Source organism: Photorhabdus viridis (assembly GCF_040256935.1).
GTDB classification, from domain to species: domain Bacteria; phylum Pseudomonadota; class Gammaproteobacteria; order Enterobacterales; family Enterobacteriaceae; genus Photorhabdus; species Photorhabdus viridis.
This window is the reverse complement of the sequence record NZ_JBEJZY010000005.1, coordinates 1-20,512: the sequence shown is the minus strand read 5'-3', so window position 1 is coordinate 20,512 and position 20,512 is coordinate 1. Positions and strand designations below refer to the sequence as shown.

14 protein-coding genes and 3 pseudogenes are annotated in these 20,512 nt (G+C 43.9%); 14 read left to right on the top strand and 3 right to left on the bottom strand.

The window, feature by feature from the left end:
• The first annotated feature begins 54 nt into the window (after window positions 1–54).
• The 10 genes and pseudogenes from motA (at window position 55) to cheZ (ending at window position 11,150) form a co-directional block, all read left to right on the top strand.
• Window positions 55–942, top strand: a complete 888-nt coding sequence (gene motA, locus ABR397_RS02820; RefSeq protein WP_350304381.1) for a flagellar motor stator protein MotA — start codon at window positions 55–57, stop codon at window positions 940–942.
• Window positions 939–1,814: pseudogene (gene motB, locus ABR397_RS02815) on the top strand (flagellar motor protein MotB); the annotation flags it as partial. The gene motA and the pseudogene motB, both read left to right, overlap by 4 nt.
• A 123-nt stretch (window positions 1,815–1,937) precedes the next feature.
• Window positions 1,938–3,983, top strand: coding sequence for a chemotaxis protein CheA (cheA, locus tag ABR397_RS02810; RefSeq protein ID WP_350304380.1), 2,046 nt, complete (start codon window positions 1,938–1,940; stop codon window positions 3,981–3,983).
• A gap of 52 nt (window positions 3,984–4,035) precedes the next feature.
• Window positions 4,036–4,533: a chemotaxis protein CheW gene (gene cheW / locus ABR397_RS02805; RefSeq protein ID WP_350304379.1), complete on the top strand. Its 498-nt coding sequence runs from the start codon at window positions 4,036–4,038 to the stop codon at window positions 4,531–4,533.
• 179 nt (window positions 4,534–4,712) lie between these two features.
• Window positions 4,713–6,404 carry a methyl-accepting chemotaxis protein gene (locus tag ABR397_RS02800; protein WP_350304378.1) on the top strand — a complete coding sequence of 564 codons (1,692 nt, stop codon included), beginning with the start codon at window positions 4,713–4,715 and terminating at the stop codon, window positions 6,402–6,404.
• 53 nt (window positions 6,405–6,457) lie between these two features.
• On the top strand, window positions 6,458–8,092 hold the full coding sequence (locus ABR397_RS02795; protein ID WP_350304377.1) for a methyl-accepting chemotaxis protein: 1,635 nt from the start codon (window positions 6,458–6,460) through the stop codon (window positions 8,090–8,092).
• 6 nt (window positions 8,093–8,098) lie between these two features.
• Window positions 8,099–8,986, top strand: a complete 888-nt coding sequence (cheR, locus tag ABR397_RS02790; RefSeq protein WP_350304376.1) for a protein-glutamate O-methyltransferase CheR — start codon at window positions 8,099–8,101, stop codon at window positions 8,984–8,986.
• Complete coding sequence (locus ABR397_RS02785) at window positions 8,979–10,031, top strand: protein-glutamate methylesterase/protein-glutamine glutaminase (protein ID WP_350304375.1); 1,053 nt, start codon at window positions 8,979–8,981, stop codon at window positions 10,029–10,031. The genes cheR and ABR397_RS02785 overlap by 8 nt, the downstream gene beginning before the upstream one ends.
• Before the next feature lie 69 nt (window positions 10,032–10,100).
• Complete coding sequence (gene cheY / locus ABR397_RS02780) at window positions 10,101–10,490, top strand: chemotaxis response regulator CheY (protein WP_021326097.1); 390 nt, start codon at window positions 10,101–10,103, stop codon at window positions 10,488–10,490.
• 9 nt (window positions 10,491–10,499) lie between these two features.
• Entirely contained in the window at window positions 10,500–11,150 is a 651-nt protein-coding gene (gene cheZ, locus ABR397_RS02775; RefSeq protein ID WP_350304374.1) for a protein phosphatase CheZ, read from the top strand.
• Between the two features lie 111 nt (window positions 11,151–11,261).
• On the opposite strand, the gene ABR397_RS02770 is transcribed toward cheZ, so the two are convergent.
• Together ABR397_RS02770 and ABR397_RS02765 are read right to left on the bottom strand one after the other, a co-directional pair.
• A complete protein-coding gene (locus ABR397_RS02770; RefSeq protein ID WP_350304373.1) occupies window positions 11,262–12,668 on the bottom strand; it encodes a carbohydrate porin in 1,407 nt (468 codons plus the stop codon).
• Window positions 12,669–12,925: 257 nt separating this feature from the next.
• Window positions 12,926–13,036 (bottom strand): annotated as a pseudogene (locus ABR397_RS02765) (aminoimidazole riboside kinase); the annotation flags it as partial.
• An 861-nt stretch (window positions 13,037–13,897) separates the two neighbouring features.
• Between ABR397_RS02765 and ABR397_RS02760 the strand changes: the two are divergent.
• From ABR397_RS02760 to ABR397_RS02745, 4 genes are read left to right on the top strand one after another with little or no spacing between them, the layout of a single operon-like run.
• Window positions 13,898–14,191 carry a hypothetical protein gene (locus tag ABR397_RS02760; protein ID WP_350304372.1) on the top strand — a complete coding sequence of 98 codons (294 nt, stop codon included), beginning with the start codon at window positions 13,898–13,900 and terminating at the stop codon, window positions 14,189–14,191.
• 11 nt (window positions 14,192–14,202) lie between these two features.
• Window positions 14,203–16,200 carry a dehydrogenase E1 component subunit alpha/beta gene (locus ABR397_RS02755; protein ID WP_350304371.1) on the top strand — a complete coding sequence of 666 codons (1,998 nt, stop codon included), beginning with the start codon at window positions 14,203–14,205 and terminating at the stop codon, window positions 16,198–16,200.
• A gap of 9 nt (window positions 16,201–16,209) precedes the next feature.
• The gene (locus tag ABR397_RS02750; protein WP_350304370.1) at window positions 16,210–17,727 is read left to right on the top strand and encodes a biotin/lipoyl-containing protein; all 1,518 of its coding nucleotides are present in this window, start codon (window positions 16,210–16,212) and stop codon (window positions 17,725–17,727) included.
• The gene (locus tag ABR397_RS02745; protein ID WP_350304369.1) at window positions 17,720–19,570 is read left to right on the top strand and encodes a type I polyketide synthase; all 1,851 of its coding nucleotides are present in this window, start codon (window positions 17,720–17,722) and stop codon (window positions 19,568–19,570) included. The genes ABR397_RS02750 and ABR397_RS02745 overlap by 8 nt, the downstream gene beginning before the upstream one ends.
• A gap of 835 nt (window positions 19,571–20,405) precedes the next feature.
• On the opposite strand, the pseudogene ABR397_RS25405 reads toward ABR397_RS02745, so the two are convergent.
• Window positions 20,406–20,512 (bottom strand): annotated as a pseudogene (locus ABR397_RS25405) (IS982 family transposase); the annotation flags it as partial.

Below are 20,512 nucleotides of genomic sequence, written 5' to 3'. Positions count from 1 at the left end.
GATTCAGACTGTTCAACTTCCCATCCGCTCACCAACTTAGCTAAAGGATATCGCGTGTTAGTACTTTTAGGATATATCGTAGTTTTTGGTGCGGTAATCGGTGGTTACCTGATTGTAGGTGGTCATTTGGGCGCACTTTATCAACCCGCTGAATTTTTAATTATCACTGGTGCTGGCATCGGTGCTTTTATTGTTGGTAACAACGGGAAAGCGATTAAGGCAACATTGCGTGTTTTGCCAAAGGTAATGCGCAGATCTAAATATAACAAAACGATGTATATGGATCTGCTGGCTCTGCTTTTCCGGTTGTTAGCAAAATCCCGTATGCATGGTGTTTTGGCATTAGAGCGGGATATTGAAAATCCGCAGCAGAGTGATATTTTCACCCAATATCCACGTTTGCTTAAGGATAAGCATTTGATGGATTTTATCACCGACTACATGAGGTTGATTGTGAGTGGCAATATGAATCCTCATGAAATTGAGGCTTTGATGGATGACGAAATTGAAACTTATGAACAGGAAAGCGAGATCCCGGCGACCAGCCTGATGATGGTTGGAGATTCACTTCCTGCTTTTGGTATTGTGGCTGCTGTTATGGGGGTGGTTAATGCCTTGGGTTCGGCAGATCGTCCGGCAGGAGAGCTTGGCGTGCTGATTGCTCATGCTATGGTTGGGACATTCCTCGGTATTTTGCTGGCATATGGCTTTATCTCTCCACTTGCGACTTTGTTGCGTCAGCGCAGTGGCGAACATATTAAAATGATGCAATGCATTAAAGTGACATTATTATCCAGCTTGAATGGTTATGCCCCGCAAATTGCTGTTGAATTCGGCCGTAAGACATTGTACCTCACGGATCGTCCTTCTTTCACTGAGTTGGAAGAACATGTTCGACGGGTGAAAGCGCCTGTTCAGCAAGAAACTGAAGAACAAGTATGAAGTCGCGTAACGTCTCGGTCATTAGGGTAAAAAGACGTAAAAGAAATGAGACCAGACATCATGGTGGTTCATGGAAAATTGCCTATGCTGACTTTATGACCGCTATGATGGCATTTTTTCTGGTTATGTGGCTGTTGGCCATTTCCAGCCCGCAGGAATTGACCCGAATTGCAGAATATTTCCGTACCCCGTTACAAGTTGCGATAAATAAAGGGGAACACAGCAGTGATAGCTCTAATCCTATCCCAGGTGGAGGGCAGGATGTGCTTTATCAGGAAGGTGATATTCTGCGTCAGGTTGAAGTCGTTGAAGATAATGATGAATCCCGCAGGTTAAATAGGCTGCGTGAGCAACTCGATCAGTTGATCATTACTGATCCCCGCCTTAAAGCATTACGTCCACATCTGTTGATTGACATGATGGATGAAGGGTTACGTATCCAGATTATTGACCGGGAAAATCGGCCAATGTTTATGGTTGGCAGTGCAAAAGTCGAAAGTTACATGAGTGATATCTTGCGGGCTATTGCACCAATCCTGAACGATATTCCAAATAGAATCAGCCTATCCGGTCATACTGACGATTTGAAATATGCTAATGGTGAGCGTGGTTACAGTAACTGGGAGCTATCCGCAGATCGGGCTAACGCGTCGAGGAGAGAGCTGCTGATAGGCGGGTTGGATGAAAACAAGATATTGCGGGTTGTCGGTATGGCTTCAACTGTCCGCTTGAAGCAGGAGGACGCCAGTTCTCCGGTTAACCGTCGTATCAGTATTTTAGTGCTCAATAAGCAAGCGGAAGAGCGGATTGAACAGCAAAACACCGGCAGCAATTCCCTGATTATTAACGATAGTAAGGAAATTCACGAGGTGATTAGAAAGGATTCGGCTGAAAGTGGGCCAACACAGTAATCCAATGAAATCACAGTATCGGCTCAATCGGCATCGCTGAATACTGAGCCCAATCGTGGTACCGACTAAGGTGACAGAGTAACAATGGATATTACCGCGTTTTATCAGACTTTTTTTGATGAAGCAGACGAATTGCTGGAGGATATGGAGCAGCATTTATTGCAGCTCGATCCCGATGCGCCAGATCAGGAACAGTTGAATGCTATTTTTCGTAGTGCTCATTCAATAAAAGGGGGGGCTGCGACTTTTGGTTTTATCAAGCTACAGCAAACTACGCATGTTCTGGAAAATTTGCTCGACAGTGCCAGACGCGATGAAATGCGTCTGACGACTGACATTATCAACCTGTTTTTAGAAGCGAAAGATATTATGCAACAACAGTTGGATGCCTATAAAAATTCTCAGGAGCCGGATGAAAGTACGTTTACCTACATCTGTGAGACTTTGCGCCAGCTTGCATTGGAAGTACAGGAAGAAAATGAAGGCGAGGTTGAGCCTGTCATCGCTGAGGTAGCGCCAGGATTGCCTGAATTTGAACCAGAATTAAAACCAGAACCTGTTGCGACTAAAAACCAGCAAGGCAGAGTTCGGGTTCATCTGTCTGGTCTGAAAGAGCGCGAAGTTTCTTTAATGCTTGATGAACTGGCTAATCTGGGGGAGGTTTATGATGCGGAACAGACCCGGGATAGTATAGAAGCCTCATTGGTAACATCAGCCACAGAGGATGATATTACCGCTGTACTCTGTTTTGTGATTGAACCGGAACAGATCACTTTTTTGCCGGTAGCTGAATCAAAAGATGAAGTTAAAAACCGGGATACAAATAAAGCCGTCAAAACGATTGTGTCGGAAAAAAGCGCCATACCGCCTGCCGGGCGTCCTGCACCTGTGCCACCGGCTGGATCGCCACGTCAGCGTGCGGAGTCTTCCAGTATTCGGGTTGCGGTTGAGAAGGTTGATCAACTGATAAATCTAGTGGGTGAATTGGTTATCACACAATCTATGCTGGCACAGCATTGTAATGATCTTGAACCTAATTCACATGGCGATTTACTGAATTGCATGGTTCAGTTACAACGAAATTCCAGAGACTTACAAGAGTCTGTAATGTCTATCCGCATGATGCCAATGGAATATGTGTTCAGCCGTTATCCACGTTTAGTCAGGGATCTTGCCGGCAAACTGAATAAAAAAGTAGATCTGACTTTGGTTGGCAGCTCCACTGAACTGGATAAGAGTTTAATTGAGCGTATTATTGATCCATTGACTCATCTGGTCCGTAACAGCCTTGATCATGGTATTGAAGAACCGGAAGTTCGACTCGCTTCAGGTAAGCCTGAAACGGGTAACCTGACACTTTCTGCTGAACATCAGGGTGGGAATATCTGCATTGAAGTTGTGGATGATGGCGCTGGGCTGAATCGTGAAAAAATTCTGGCCAAAGCGATATCACAAGGGTTATCAGTCAGTGAAAACATGAGTAACGAAGAGGTTGCTATGTTGATTTTCGCCCCTGGTTTTTCCACGGCTGAAGTGGTGACAGATGTATCTGGCCGCGGTGTTGGCATGGATGTGGTTAAGCGAAATATTCAGGAAATGGGGGGACAAATCCAGATTAACTTCCAGGCAGGTAAAGGGACAGTTACCCGGATTTTGTTACCTCTGACGCTGGCAATCCTCGATGGTATGTCAGTGAAAGTGAATAATGAAGTGTTTATTTTGCCATTAAGTGCGGTAGTCAGTTCCCTTCAGCCGCAGGAAGAAGATATTTATCCACTGGCCGGCGATGAAAAATTATTGCATGTCAGAGGCGAATATTTGCCTCTGATTAAGTTATATCGGGTTTTTGATATTCCTGAGGCGAAAACAGATCCAACTAAAGGGATTGTTGTGATTGTACAGAGTGCCGGTCGTCGTTATGCCTTGTTGGTTGATCAGTTAGTTGGGCAGCATCAGGTGGTCGTGAAAAATATCGAAAGTAACTACCGCAAAGTGCCGGGAATATCCGCTGCCACAATTATGGGTGATGGCAGTGTGGCATTGATTATTGATGTCTCTGCGTTGCAGCAACTCAATCATGATCAATTGGCGCTCAGCAAAGCTGAGTTATTAGAAAGAAATAAGCATTAAATGGGGATTATCCCTATAGAAAATCGTCAATATCACAGCAAAAGGTAAGATTATGTCGGCCATAGAAGCTTTTAATAAATTGTCAGGAGAAACTGCTGGAGAAGGGTATCTGGTTTTTACCCTAGGTGATGAAGAATATGGTATCGAAATACTTAAAGTACAGGAGATCCGTGGCTATGATCAGGTCACCCGCATTGCAAATACTCCTGCGTTCATTAAAGGGATAACCAATCTGCGTGGTGTCATTGTTCCTATTATTGACCTGAGAATTAAGTTCGCTCAGGAAACTGTTACTTATAATGATAATACTGTGGTTATTGTTCTGAATTTGCTGAACCGGGTGGTTGGTATCGTTGTTGATGGTGTTTCAGATGTTTTATCGCTCAAAGCTGAACAAATCTGCCCGGCTCCGGAATTTGCAGTGACATTGTCTACTGAATATCTGACTGGCTTGGGTTCACTTGATGATCGCATGTTGATTCTGGTGGATATTGAGAAGCTACTTAATAGTGAAGAGATGGCTCTGGTAGATTCAATGGCTAAAAACTAATCATAAAAAATAGTCATTAAAAATAGCTGCCATGACTAATAGATGGCAGCTATTTTTTTGTCCATTCACTGCTGATCCCAATCAGAAAAAATATTCAAATTTTTTTATTTTCCCAGTAAAGTTTCTTTTAGCTATGCCGATAACAGAGCCATGCTGATCTATTGTAAAAAAGGGAAAACATGTTTAACCGAATGAAAATAGTGACCGGGTTGATGGCGGTCATCATATTATTTGGTGCTCTGCAATTTATATCTGGGGGACTTTTCTTCCATGAGTTGAAAGGTAATAAAGAAAACCTGGAAATATTGGATAAGATGCGCGAGCAGCAGACATTTTTGAATGACACTTGGGTCAATTTGCTACAGGCTCGTAACAATCTAAACCGTGCTGGCATTCGGTACATGATGAAGGATGAAGGCGTTGACAATTATTACACGATGGAACAGCTGCTGACTGATGCCAGAAGTAATCTGTCTATAGCAGAGCAGCGCTTTGAACAATATGAACAAACGGCGAAATTGCCTATTCATGAATCAGAAAGCCTTAATCGCCTTAAAAAATCCTATGATGTTTATATTTCAGCGCTTCATGAGCTCATTGTCCTGATTGAACATGATCGGGCGGTGGAATTCTTTAATCAGCCAACCGGCAAATACCAGAGTGCTTTTGAGGAAGAATATAACTTCTATTTGACTCAAAATGACCATCTTTATTCCGATGTTGTATTTGACGCGGGTATATCCTACAGAAATGCCGTGATTATGTTGGTTATTATCATGCTGATTCTGGTTTCAGCCATGATTTTCAGTTGGGTTAGTATCAAGCATAGTTTGCTGAATCCATTAAATAAATTATTGGAGAATATTAAGGCATTTTCTACTGGTGATTTGACACAGAAAATTACTGTTTCAGGCAGAAATGAGATGAGTATGTTAGCTGTTGGCCTGAAACATATGCAGAAAGAATTTATCAATACTGTCAGTAGCGTTCGTCACAGCAGTGAAAATATTTATAACGGAACCAGTGAAATTGCTGCCGGGAATAATGATCTCTCTTCACGTACAGAAGAACAGGTTGCTTCTTTGGAAGAAACAGCAGCAAGTATGGAACAACTGACGGCAACGGTAAAACAGAATGCGGAAAATGCCCGTCAGGCCAGTAACCTGGCTGACAGCGCCTCTGAAATTGCCCGTCAGGGTGGGAAAGTCGTGGCGAATGTTGTGCAGACAATGCATGAAATTGCCGGCAGTTCTCAGAAGATTTCCGATATTACCAGTGTTATTGATGCTATTGCGTTCCAGACTAACATTCTGGCGCTTAATGCTGCGGTAGAAGCCGCACGTGCCGGTGAACATGGGCGTGGTTTTGCTGTCGTAGCGGGAGAAGTCCGTAATCTTGCCCAGCGTAGCGCTGAGGCAGCAAAAGAGATCAAAACATTAATAGAAGATTCAGTCAGCCGCGCGGATACCGGTTCTGTCCTGGTTGAAAGTGCCGGTGAAACAATGAACGACATCGTTAATTCAGTCACCCGTGTAACTGACATTATGGGTGAAATTGCATCTGCATCTGATGAACAAAGCAGAGGGATAACTCAGGTTGGCCTGGCTATCTCCGAAATGGATCGTGTAACACAGCAAAATGCTTCTTTGGTAGAACAATCAGCCGCGGCTGCGGCTGCGCTGGAAGATCAGGCGGCTGGATTGAAGAAACTTGTTTCTCTGTTCCAGTTACCAAGTCTTGACGATAAGTCTCAACCAGAAACAAAAACTGAGCATTTACCTGCGGTTAAGACTCTTCCTGCTAAATCGAATCCACCGGTGTTGAAGAAAGTCAGCAATGTGGAAGAACAATCTAATTGGGAAACATTTTAAAACACTAAGTGATAACCACGGCTGCATATGCAGCCGTTAATCGAGGTGATTACATGTTAGGCCGGCTTCGTATATCAACCAGTTTATATCTGCTACTGATGATGTTTTGTGTGATGCAGATAATCTCAAGTGGTTTATCACTTGGGATTATCCACACAGACCAGACTTATATCGAGCGGATTGATCTGGGCACACAGAAAAGAGACACTTTAGGATTGAGTTGGGCGGCTTTGCTGCAATCGCGTAATACACTGAATAGAATTGCTGTAGGGAAAACGCTGCAACAATCTGAAGCTCATATTGACAGCATGGTTGCTAATGTTAAGGAGACGCTGGATAAGGCTGAGATGCATTTTGCGGAGTTTATCGCACTGCCTAAATTAAATGACGAGGATGGCAGTAGTGTATTACTGGCATCCGTGGAAACCAGCTACAAAGAATATATCAATGCACTTAGGGAACTCTCTGCTTTCTTGGAGCAGGGGAATTATGATGCATTTTTAAACCAGCCAACAGAAAAGTATCAGCAGCAGCTGGAGTCTGATTTCAACCAATATATGCAGTATATCGGAGAGGAAATTAAGACAGCTGTTCAAGATGGTCGCTTTTATTATCAAATTGCAACTGCCATGTTCGCGGGAGCGATCCTGATGGTACTGGTGGTTGCCTGGGCAGCTCATTGGTGGCTAAAAAGAAATCTGCTCAAACCATTCGCTAATATGCGCAGTCACTTCCAGAATGTTGCGGAAGGAAAATTGAACAAAGAAGTTTCTGTTTTCACTCATGATGAAATCGGTGAAGTTTTCTCCAAATTGCGTGAAATGCAACGTTCACTGGTGATCTCCATTGCTTCGGTGAAAGAGAATACTAACTTGATGTATAGCGGTATTCAGGAAATTACTCAGGGTAACACTGATCTCTCTTCCCGCACGGAAGAGCAGGCGGCGTCACTGGAAGAAACAGCTGCAAGTATGGAACAACTGACGGCAACGGTAAAACAGAATGCGGAAAATGCCCGTCAGGCCAGTGAATTGGCAGTGTCTGCATCAAAAACAGCTTCTAAAGGCGGCGAGTTGACAATCAACGTCGTGGAGACGATGGATGCAATTGCCAATAGCTCACAGAAAATCAGTGCCATTATCAGCGTTATTGATGGTATTGCATTTCAGACTAACATTCTGGCGCTTAATGCGGCAGTAGAAGCTGCACGGGCAGGTGAGCAAGGCCGCGGTTTCTCCGTTGTTGCTGGTGAAGTCAGGGATCTCGCTCAACGAAGCGCCGAAGCGGCAAAAGAGATTAAAACGTTAATTAGTGAATCCGTTCAGCGGGTGAGTCAAGGTTCTGAACTGGTCAGTGATGCAGGGAAGACCATGAATGAATTGGTCGCTTCGGTAAACCGGGTCACGGATCTGATGGCCGAAATTGCTGCGGCATCTGATGAACAAAGTCGCGGTATTCATCAGGTGGCACAAGCGGTTACGCAGATGGATCAGGTTACTCAGCAGAATGCTGCATTGGTTGAGCAGTCAGCAGCAGCAGCAGCGGCGCTTGAAGATCAGGCCGATATTCTGGTGAAAACAGTAGCACAGTTTGAATTACCTGATAATTCAGAAAATAAACTTGAGAATGAACTTTCACTTACGCTGAGATCTGCGGACAGCGAAGGGGCGGTCAGTCAGACTCGCTGAGGCCAGATGAAACCAAATTTAATTGCTTCAGCGACAAGTTTGCCATCTTTGCCACTGAACCACATGATTCAGCGTTATACCCTATCAGATGCGCATTTTGAGCGCATCTGCCAGTTTATATATCAACGTGCTGGTATTGTGCTTGCTGCCCATAAACGGGAGATGGTCTACAACCGTTTAATTCGGCGTTTACGGGTGCTTGGAATACGTGATTTTGGGCAATACCTGTTTATTCTTGAGAATGATACTGACAGTGAGGAGTGGCAGGAATTTATCAATGCGTTGACGACTAATCTGACGGCTTTTTTCAGGGAAGCGCATCATTTCCCTTTGTTAGCTAAACATGCAAGTAAGAAGAATGGCTCGTACCGGGTGTGGAGTGCGGCAGCATCTACAGGGGAAGAGCCGTATTCAATTGCTATGACGCTAAGTGATGTACTAGGGCATCGTTTTCAGCAGGTAAAAATTATTGCCAGTGATATCGATACCCATGTATTGGAAAAAGCACGTAAAGGTGTTTATCGGCTGGATGAGTTGCGTCAACTGACAGATCAGCAGAGAAAACGTTACTTTTTTAAAGGCGTTGGAGCTTATGAAGGTTACGCCCGTGTCCGGCCTCAACTTGCTGACATGGTGACATTCCAGCATTTAAATCTGTTAGATCCCAATTGGCCGCTTGAAGGTAAGTTTGATGCTATCTTTTGCCGTAATGTAATGATTTATTTTGATAAAAAGACGCAGGAACGGATACTGCGCCATTTTGTTGCTTTATTAAAACCCGATGGATTACTCTTTGCCGGGCATTCCGAAAATGTCACTCAAATAAGCCGGGAATTCTACTTGCAAGGACAGACTGTTTATGGTGTAGGTCGGGCAAGGAGAGGTCATGAATAAGATAACTGTCCTTTGTGTTGATGATTCAGCGCTTATGCGCCAAATCATGCGGGAAATCATCAATAGCCATCCAGATATGGAGGTAGTGGCTTGCGCGCCCGATCCACTGGTGGCACGTGATCTGATTAAAAAACATAATCCACAAGTACTCACGCTGGATGTTGAAATGCCACGCATGGATGGCATTGATTTTTTGGAAAAATTAATGCGTCTGCGGCCAATGCCTGTGGTGATGATCTCTTCTCTGACAGCCAAAGGTTCTGAAATCACATTAAGGGCATTGGAGCTTGGCGCCGTTGACTTTGTCACCAAACCTCAATTAGGTATTCGTGAAGGAATGCTGGCTTACAGTGAACTTATTGCGGAGAAAGTGCGGACGGCGGCACAAGCTAAATTATCTGTGCAAACAACTACACCGGTAAACTTTGCCCCTTTAAGTTTTAAGCCTCTGCTATCCAGCGAAAAACTGATTGCAGTCGGTGCTTCTACTGGCGGAACGGAAGCGATAAAGAATTTGTTGCAACCGTTGCCGGTAACCAGCCCGGCACTACTGATTACGCAACATATGCCTCCGGGTTTTACTCGTTCCTTTGCTGAACGACTGAATAAACTTAGCCAAATTACAGTAAAAGAGGCCGAAAACGGTGAACGGATTTTGCCAGGGCACGCCTACATTGCTCCAGGTGATCGCCATATGGAACTGTGTCGTAATGGTGCTGATTATCAGGTTCTGATAACTGATACGCCGGCTGTTAATCGCCATCGTCCGTCTGTGGATGTGTTGTTCCGGTCAGTAGCTAAATTTGCTGGAAGAAATGCTGTTGGTGTATTACTTACAGGAATGGGCAATGATGGCGCGGCGGGTTTGCTGGAGATGAAACAAGCCGGAGCGTACACATTGGCACAGGATGAGGCGAGCTGCGTGGTGTTTGGTATGCCAAGAGCTGCAATACAAATGGGGGCTGTGGATGAAGTCATGGATATCCTCAAAATGAGCAAGAAAATGCTGGCAAAAATAAGCTCGGGGCAGTCTGTCCGTATTTAACGGTTGCCGGATAAATTTAATTTTTTAAGCAGCTCGGTGCTGACTGGTAAATAATTTCAAGGAGTTTTTATGGCGAATAAGGATCTTAAATTTCTGGTGGTTGATGATTTTTCAACCATGCGTCGCATTGTTCGTAACCTTTTAAAAGAATTGGGCTTTAATAATGTAGAAGAAGCTCAAGATGGGGCAGAAGCCCTGACTAAGATTCGCTCATCACAATTTGACTTTATTATCTCTGATTGGAATATGCCTAATATGGATGGTCTGGAGTTGCTAAAAGTCATTCGTGAAGATGCGCAATTGGCTAAGATACCTGTTTTGATGGTGACAGCGGAGGCGAAGAAAGAAAATATCATTGCTGCGGCGCAGGCCGGGGCAAGTGGTTATGTTGTTAAACCTTTTACCGCTGCTACTCTGGAAGAAAAGCTCAATAAAATATTTGAAAAACTGGGCCTCTAAGGAGACATAATGAGTGTAAATCCAATCATGCCGAGGGATGAGACCATTAGCGCCAGTGAAATTATCAGCCGGATCGGTCAGCTTACGCGTATGTTGCGTGATAGTTTACGTGAGCTGGGATTAGATCAGACGATCGCTCAGGCCGCCGAGGCAATACCCGATGCGAGAGAACGTTTGGACTATGTTGTGCAGATGACAGCACAGGCAGCTGAAAGGGCGCTTAACTGTGTTGAGGCGGCGCAACCTCGTCAGAATGAGTTGGAATCATCGGCAATTTTACTGACCAAACGTTGGGATGAATGGTTTGAAAATCCGGTTGAATTGCCTGTCGCGCGCTCATTGGTTACCGATACCCGGAATTACCTCAATACTGTACCTGAACATACGGCTTTCACTAACGCTCAACTGCTAGAGATTATGATGGCGCAAGACTTTCAGGATCTTACCGGCCAGGTTATCAAGCGGATGATGGATGTTATTCAGGAAATAGAAAAACAGTTGGTGATGGTATTAATGGAAAACATGCCGGCTGATCAGATGGCGAAAACTAAGAAAGAGGCTGACAGCTTGCTAAATGGTCCTCAGGTGAACCAAAACGGTGTGGGCGTTATTGCTAATCAGGCTCAGGTTGATGATTTACTGGATAGCTTAGGTTTCTGAATAAAAGTGGCAGGATAAACCTGCCGCTCAGGATTAAAGGCTTTCTGTAAAGTCCCTTATAAGCAAAGATATCGCGGTGGGTGGGTGAAAGCGAGAATCAATTAACTTATATCAGAAAAGATATTTAAATCTGGCGCGTGCGCCGTAGCGTCGGTCATTATTACTGTTGGCAATTTTGTTGTTAGCATCGGCCTCCAGCATAGAGACATAGGCACCAAGATAGAGATTAAAATTCTGCATATTCATGATGTCAGGAATCAGATATGACATATGGATGGTATTTATATCGTATTTACCCGGTTCATTGAATGGGTGATCGATACGTGCGTTCATATCGTCGGTATTGAACGTTTCGATATTATTGTGGGCATAGATATAGCCCAGTTCGAAGCGATGCCAAGTTACATTGATTCCGGCGGTGAAGTTCTGTTCGCCTGAGGCATCCAAATAGGCGGTGTTCAGGTTGGCGACAATGCCATCATCTGGGTTGGTTGCCAGACTGTTCCAACTCAGTGTCATGCCGTAGCCATTGCGTTTGGATTGATCAATCCATTGCCCTTGGGCATTCTGGTAGCCGTAAGCGTTGTTGATCACATTACTCTCCATCGCTATTGCTGCTTTGAATTGGTCTTTTTTCCAGGCTGCTACTGGGCGCAGATAAGCAACATTTTTCTTATTATCCAGTGTATTGCCATGGTAGGTTTTATCCTGGAATAGCGAAGTGCCGTCTTCGAGCAGCGTGTTGAGTTCGAAATACCAGTTGCCGGCGTATTTGCTTAACATCAGGTTACCGCCGTGGTTACTGCGGCCACGTCCTTCTTTCATCATGTAGATATAACCGAAACCATCGGCATACAAATCATTGGCGGTATTACCAGAATATTGAATAAAGGTGTCCTGGTTGAGTGGAAACATATCGTAGGCTTCGAAACGCCCGATTTTGGCTTGCCAGTTTTTCTCGTTACCGAAGAAGAAAGCGGCGTCATCGAGATTCATTTTGCCGGTCATGTCTGCCAATGGTTGCACACTGAAACCGGCAAAGTCGCCGTTCTGATTGCGACGGTAGCCATCCAGTCCAATCAAGATGCGGCCATTAATATTCCAACGTTCTTTGTCGCCAGGTTTCCAGTCTTTATTATCGCTGGTTTTCAGTGAAGTCAGTTGACCGTTTCGGCTAGTGCCGTCGAGATTGAATTCTACATCACCGTACAGTTTTAGATCGCCAAAATCATTCAGTTTCAAATTGCTGGGTGATGAGGCACTATTTTCCAGCGAAGAAGTCGTGCTTTGTGCTACTTGTGTGGCCTGTTGTTTGGTTTTAGCGTGCTGTTCCAGTCGCTGTGCGTGTTGCTCAGCGGCTGTAGCCCGCGCTTCCGCTTGAGCGGCTCGTTGTTCTGCTTGTTGTAGTCGCTGTTCGAGCGCATCAAGGCGTGCTTCGATGCTATTGGTGGGTGAAGCAAGGGCAGAGGCTGGAAATATTAATCCTAGTGTGACAATCAGATAGCGAAGGTTTTTCATGATATTCTGCCCTTTTGGGATATTGGTTATTATATCGTAGTTAAATTATCAAGCTGGTTTTTTAGATTAATAAAGATAATTGAGTTGATAAGCAGATAGCAATTAAGTTTATTAACTAGGTCAGACTATTGTGATCAAATACGCAAATTTGTTATGAAAGATAAGTAATGATGGGATGGATGCGCTTCATCATGCATTTAGGTTTGCATTTGCAAGAAAGCGGTTAATTTATCGACGTTGGGTAGTGCAGTTATTGCGCCTTTGGCAATAGTTGCTAATGCGCCACCGGGACATTTCAGGTAGTTATTTGAATTTTCAGGAACTAAATCGACAACGGCGTCCCCTAATATCCATACACGATCGATCATGTTTAATCCTTGCTTTTCATCAAGACCAAAAATATCCTTAGCTTCTTTCGCATATTGAATATTGCTAGATGTATTCAGCTATCATTGATTATGTATGAGTGGTATATCACTGAAAACCACTGCTGAACCATGGGAGCTGTTCATTATATCCTTTGTTATTTAAAGTAAGAAAAAATATCTGAAATGGAAATAATTGCATGAATTAATCATTTTACCAAGTGTGAAAGTGATATTCCTTTTTATCATTTTTTTAATTTACTATTTGAATGATTTTGATAATATATTCAAAAGGTTATGAAATATATTTTTATATGTTGATATCCCACTAATTGCATTATAATATCAGTACTGTTTATGATGATAAATTCATAATAATCATACAGTTAAGTTTTTGGGTGCCCTTTTTGTGATCACTCCCGCATTACTACAATTTTTTTTATGATAAAACATGGGAGATAATAAGCTAAATTTTTGTAAAATATCGTTATTAATACTGTGTAATTTTATCAACTCAATTTAATGTATTACTCGATACAGCGAGGTTATTATTGACATTCATCACAGAATAGAATGAGTTTTGATGTGAGCATAAAGTCTTAAATTCGATTGATATAATAGATGCTATTATTGGAGCCATGCCTTGGTTAAGTATAAAAATATCTAATGAATGGTTTGTCGGGAAAATTTGTTCATTAAAATAATTTAGCAAAGTAATGAATGATTCCAGTATCTTAACCATTGCAGGATTCAAAGACATAGGTAAAAACCTGTTTTTTAATCATAACGTAATCATGGAAATACCGGTGTTTATTGGCTCCGCTTTTAGCGAATGGCTATTGTTCAACGGTTGGAGTTTTTTAAATGGCGTCACATTGTGTTCAGGACAATGCTCAAAATTCGGGAAACACTGCGACAATCAAAGCTATTCATGGTCATGGAGATAATTTTGCCCACCACGTCAGGCGTATAAACGTTATTAAGAATCGTGACCGTATATCGCCATCTTTATGTAATCCATATGGCGGGATTACTCGTGTTCACTTCTTTATCGGGATCGATAGTCTCTCAGGCAGTTATGACAGGGACTACCCCGTGTTTGCTTCTTTATCAGGCATTAAGCGCAATAACGACAACTACCACGTTAACTATTTGTGAGGAAAAAGAGAGTGATAGACGTACAGATCAGTGAAGTACCTCTTAAGGAGCACAGTCCTTCAATGGATAATTGTTTGGATGAACAAAAGTTACTTTATGACATGCTGCTGTCACGGGAAATTGATAACCGTAGTGCGTTAGTAACGCGACAAGGCCGTGCTTGGTTCCATGTGTCGGCTGCTGGACATGAAGGGCTGGCAGTGCTGCCGCAGCTTATGGAAAAGAATGATGTGCTGGTTCCTTACTATCGTGATCGGGCATTAGTATTAGCGCGTGGTATGTCTACTGTTGAAATGGCAAGGGAACTTATGGGAAAGGCCACTTCTCACTCAGCCGGCCGGACCATGTCGAATCATTTTTGCGACAAAGAGAACAATATCTTTTCGGTAGTCAGCCTGACCGGAACCCAATGTATTCCCGCAGCCGGAGCTGCCTGGGCAAGCGCGTTGGACAATAAAAATGGGCTTGTCGTGTGTGGTGTCGGCGATGCCGCAACCCGGCAGGGAGAATTTTATGAAGCGGTCAGCTTTGCGGTTGAAAGGCGTTTGCCGGTTGTTTTTGTCGTTTCTGATAATAAATTAGGTATTAGTACGTCAACGGCGGCAATGGCGCCGTATCGATTGGGAATTTTTAACGAGTGCTTGATTCGCCGGGTTGACGCCCGCAAGCCGGAGACCGTGTTTCCTGTTGCACAGGAGGTATTCCATAAAGCACGATTTGAGCGAACTCCTTGCATTTTGGTTTGTCGTATGGACCGGTTAGATTCTCATTCCAATTCGGATTCTCACAAACTGTACCGTTCCCAGGAAGAACTAGAGGCGTTACAAGATCCTATTGAGAATTACGTCGCCTATTTAAAGGAAAAGGGGGCGCTTAATGATCAGGATTTGGCTGAACAAAAAGAGAGCATTAAATCTGATGTCGCGGAAATATTTGAGCGTGTTTATCACGAGGAAGAGCCTGATCCTGAAAGTGTAAGTACCTATTTGTGCAATCGTCAGGGGGCTTCTGTCGTACATGTTGAGATGGAAGCCGAAGAGACACAGGTTAAAGCGGTCAATCAGGTTTTGGATGAGGCGTTGAGCCAGCATCCGAATGTGCTGTTATTTGGCGAGGATATTGAGGATCCTAAAGGGGGTGTTTTTGGTTTCACCCGTGGCTTATCCACCCGCTATCCTGATCGCGTCATTAATGCCCCTCTTTCTGAAGCCACGATTATCGGCTCATCTGTTGGGTTGTCCGCTTGTGGCTGGCGTCCGATTGTTGAACTGCAATTTATCGACTTTGTTGGGCTGGGTCTCAACCAGTTACAGTCACAACTTGGCACTTTAAGTTGGAGAACGGTGGGGAAATGGCGCTGCCCGGTGGTGATATATGCGCCTTATGGCGCTTATCTCCCAGGAGGCGGTATATGGCACAGTCAGAGCTCGGACGGTATCTTAGCGCATATTCCCGGTATTAATGTTCTTGTTCCAACGACGCCCGCCGATACTATTGGGTTGTTCCGTACAGCGTTAAGTCTGGATATGCCGAGTCTGATCCTGATCCCTAAACACCTTATGAGAGAGCGTCATGAGCGCCGGCAGGTGAGTCCAGTGCCTCTCGGCCAGGCAAATATCGTCAGGTCAGGAAAGGATATTACGCTGGTTGCCTGGGGAAACACCGTTCAACTTGCGACTATGGCTGCTCTTCAGGCGGAAAAAAACAATATTGACATTGAAGTGATTGAATTACGTAGTCTGGTACCTTGGGATAAACAACGGATTGCAGAATCTTTACGCAAAACCGGGCGGCTTATCGTTGTACAAGAGGATACCCGGACGGCCAGTGTTGGCGCATCCATTGTTGCTGATCTTTTGGATGAGAATGACAATTTCTTCTCTTTACTGGCGCCTCCGCGCCTGGTAACGCGTGAAGATATTCATATTCCTTTTAATCCTTGTTTAGAGAAAGCTGTTTTGCCCGGCACGGATGACATTTTGGCCTCCGTATATGCGGTAATGAGCTAAGGAGAACTTATGGCACAGTTGCTTATTCCCCCGATGGGAGAAGGAACCACTGAAGTTGTCATCACCCAGCTACTTAAGCAGGTGGGAGATCATGTTAAGCGTGATGAACCTGTTTATGAAATGGAGACGGATAAGGCCGCCTTTACCATTGAATCTGATGTTGAGGGGATCCTGGAAAAATGGCTAGCTGCGGAAAATGATATTATTCCTGTTGGGTCGGCTATTGCGGTCATCAGAGCTGCCGGTGAGTTGGCGGAGCCTTCCCCTGTCAGTGAAGAGTTGACGCCTCCGCCGGTTAGCGTGGAGAAAAAAGTGGAGGTTGCTCCTGAGGTATCTGTTCCTCCTGCGCGTATTCCGCCCAAAACCCGTCTGTATGCACAAGAACACCAAATTGAGCCCCACATTCTTAATCAATTGGCGGAAAAATATGGGATATTATTGCCCAGCCACATTGATGACTACTTGAAGCACAGCGAAACCAAATTGCCGGAAAATGGCTCTGCCAAAGATGACAATATTGGTTTCCTGTCAAAAGATCAGCAGCGCCTTAATCGCGCGTTACGGCTGAATAGCGGTATGGTACAACCTTGTTGGGCGGCTAAACCACTGTCGATTGAGCTGGTTGATAACGCCATTCGTCATCTAACCGAGAATTCTGGGCAGCAAGAGTGGATAACACCGTTTCAGGTAATCACTTACGCAGTTTCTCAGGCGCTGAAAAAATTCCCGATGCTGCGCTCAAGGCCGCTGGATCAAGAACGTTATCATACTTATACCGATATCAATCTGGGTATTGCTTTTCTGGATGAAAAAGGTGATTTGAGTTCATTAAAAGTGCCTGGAACACAGACCATGGGCTTTTTTGAGTTCAGGCAACATCTGAATAGTGTACTTGATCCCGACGCTGAAAGAATGCCCGTCGATATAGATGTTCCCATGATGATCTCGTATACCGGCAGCGATGGCGCTACCTCGGCTGTGCCGCTTATCGTGCCGCCATCTCAGTCAACATTATTCATCGGCGCTCCGCACAACAAAGAGATGAACCTCGTTCTGGCATTCAATCACTATTTGCTGAATGGGGTAGAAGCGGCTGAATTTCTTACAGAGATTGCTACTGAAGTTCGCGCTCTGTCTGGGCTGCAATCTGTCGCACATCAGATGGAAGGTCAATCCGCCAAACCGGTTGCCGGGCAGTTACGCACACTCTTGGCTGACTTCCTGAATTGGGACGAGGATTTTACTGAATCCATGATGCAACGCACCTGGGCTGATTTGGGCATTGATTCGCTAAAAGCGGTAAAACTTGCGGAGCTGATGTCAGTGCGTTTTCGCCGGAAATTATCGCCTACGCTGTTCTGGCGTTATAGCTCACCGCATCGGTTGATTGAGTATCTTGACATTTCCAGAACTGAAGTAGCCGAGAAGAAACATTCCTTAGATGACTTTATTAATGCGGTGCGTTGTCTTGATGGCGAAGCAGCATTAGGATTGCAGCGCCTCATAGAGGGAGGTAAGCATGGATAATCTGTATCACATATACCATTCACTAAGCCCGGAGGAACAGCGGATAGCTAAATCCGCCTTGCTGGAGCATTTAGGCTCCATGACTCCATCAGTAAGCAGTTCAGGTGATACAAAACAGATGCCTATTGCTATTGTGGGCATGGCCTTCCGACTACCTGGCGCGGAAGATTCCCCAGAGCAAATGTGGGAGATCATAAGATCCGGACGTAGTGTGATAGAGGAGATTCCAGAGCAGCGGCTTGCGTCTGGAAAACCTTACATTATCCCATTGCCTAAAAAAGCATTAAAAGCTGGGTTGCTGAATAATATTGATGGTTTTGATGCGCCATTCTTTGGTATTTCTCCGCGAGTGGCCGCCATGATGGATCCGCAGCAGAGAATGCTATTGGAGCTGACTTGGCGAGCGATAGAAGATAGCGGTACTAATCCGCTGAGTTATTCGGGATCAAAAACCGGTGTTTTTATTGGCTCGTGCAGTAATGATTATCGTGAACTTGTCGCAGCGGATATGGCAATGGCGAATGCTTATGCAACGACGGGAACCCTGAATTGCCTACTGGCAAACAGGTTGTCATTCTATTACAACTTTGTTGGTCCTAGCTTGCAAATTGATACCGCGTGTTCAAGCGGATTAACGGCGCTGACTCAGGCGGTAAATTCATTGCGTTCTGGGGAATGCCAACAGGCGATAGTTGGCAGTATTAATTTGTTGAGCAACACATTTAACATGGCCGCTTATTACCGGGCAGGAATGTTATCTAAAGATGGTTGTTGCCGGGTTTTTGACGCGGACGCCAATGGCTTTGTCCGTGGTGAAGGCGCTGTGTGTCTGTTTTTGAAAACGCAAAAACAGGCATTGGCGGATCAGGATCCTATTTATGGATACGTTCGGGCATCGGCGGTAAATCATGGTGGGCGTGCTAACTCACTGACTTCACCTAACCCTGAACAGCAGATTGCATTAGTCAATGATTGCTTGCAACAGGCTGGAATCTCTGCGGAGCAAATCAGTTACCTGGAAGCGCACGGTACGGGAACTTCGCTGGGCGATCCAATTGAATTTAATGCGCTTAATGAAGTCTTTAATCGTGATCAGTCAGGAAACATGCGGCAACCTTGCTATATTGGCTCAATAAAAGCCAATATTGGGCATTTAGAGGGGGCGGCGGGGTTAGCGGGTATCGTTAAAGTTTTATTGATGTTGCAGCATAAATCCATTGTGCCTTGCGCGGCATTTCAGCGTCTGAACCCTGAAATTGACAGCGCTGACACGCGCTTACAACTGGCTACAGAGGAAAACGCTTGGCTGGTGGATGTAGGGCAAAAACGTTTTGCTGGGCTTAGCTCTTTCGGATTGGGTGGAAGTAACGCACATGTTATTTTGGAGGAGGCGCCGACCAAAGTTCAGCAACAGATTAAAGCCAGTTCGGAGAGATATTATTATCCCATCGCGGCCAATAGCCAGGTATCGTTGCAAAAAATAGTGGTTATGCTGGGAGATTTTATTGAAAACGATGAAAACATCGATCTGCAAGCGGTTAGTTGGACATTACAGTTTGGCAGGGCGGCGCTCCCCCATCGGGCACTGTTTGTTGCAACATCACGGCAGGATCTCCTAAACCAACTACGTGATTTTGCTTCGTCTGCTGCAACCAAAGAAGATCAATGGCTTCATATGGCAGAGGACGATTCTCGATTCTTATGGTTACAAGGTCAGGATATAGATTGGCGCACTTGCTGGCCTTCCGGGCAGAAACCGTTACGCATTCGACTGCCCAAATATGCTTTTGAACATCGGCGTTACTGGTTACCTAACAACGAATCTGTGGTTGAAAAATCGTAGCTTGGGCCTCTCTTTTTCGTATTAAATTCCCTGTTGCAAAACAGGGAATTTATCAGGCCGCTGACCAACCCATTTAATGTATAGCGGTGTTGCATAACAAATGCGAAATAATAACGCTGAAAATAATCCAGTTTATATTCGGTTAAATCATCTATTTTAGGGTTTTGTTATTCATATTTTTCATAAACAATTATTTAACTGGTTTATGAAAAATTTTATTCCCGGTTGAGAATGTTATTAAAGTCGGTGTTTTTTAATGTATTATTTGATTAGCCTGATTAATATTTTTATTTATCTTTTTTCGGAATTTATAGGTATTAATAAAGCCAATTGTTTTTCTGATTTTTTACTGATGGATTTATGATCGGTAGGTTTTAAGCTGTTATTAAAAGCCACTTTTTTAACCTCTGGTTTTAATCGGTGTAATAAGGTTTTTAGTCGTTGGTTTTACTGCTTTTAATGCCTGATTTTTATTAAATTTAATCATCATGGGATATCGTATTTTTCGTTCAATGAACGTTAATTATATCTGTTTTATCTTTATTGTTGACGTAGTTTTACTGGTAATCCTGAACGGTTTTTATCGGTCTCTATTATTTATTTTGTCTTTATAAATCAATCAAAAAACAGCTTAATGGTATAAATGTATCTCTTTGTTTTTTCGGATAATATTACTTTTCTCGCTGATTTATTTTAAATTTTTCCTAATGGTTAATGGTTAATGGTTAATGGTTAATGGTTAATGGTTAATGGTTAATGATCTTTGATTAAATTTAATCAACATGATTTAAAAAAACTTAATTATGGTTAAATGCGTATTTTATATAGAATAACCTCAGCTTCGTTTAAAAATAGCTATATCACAATCCCGTAAATTCAAGCTCGGTTTTTTAGGTTGGAATGTATAAGCAATTAGGCCAGCGACGATTTCCAATAAAAAAC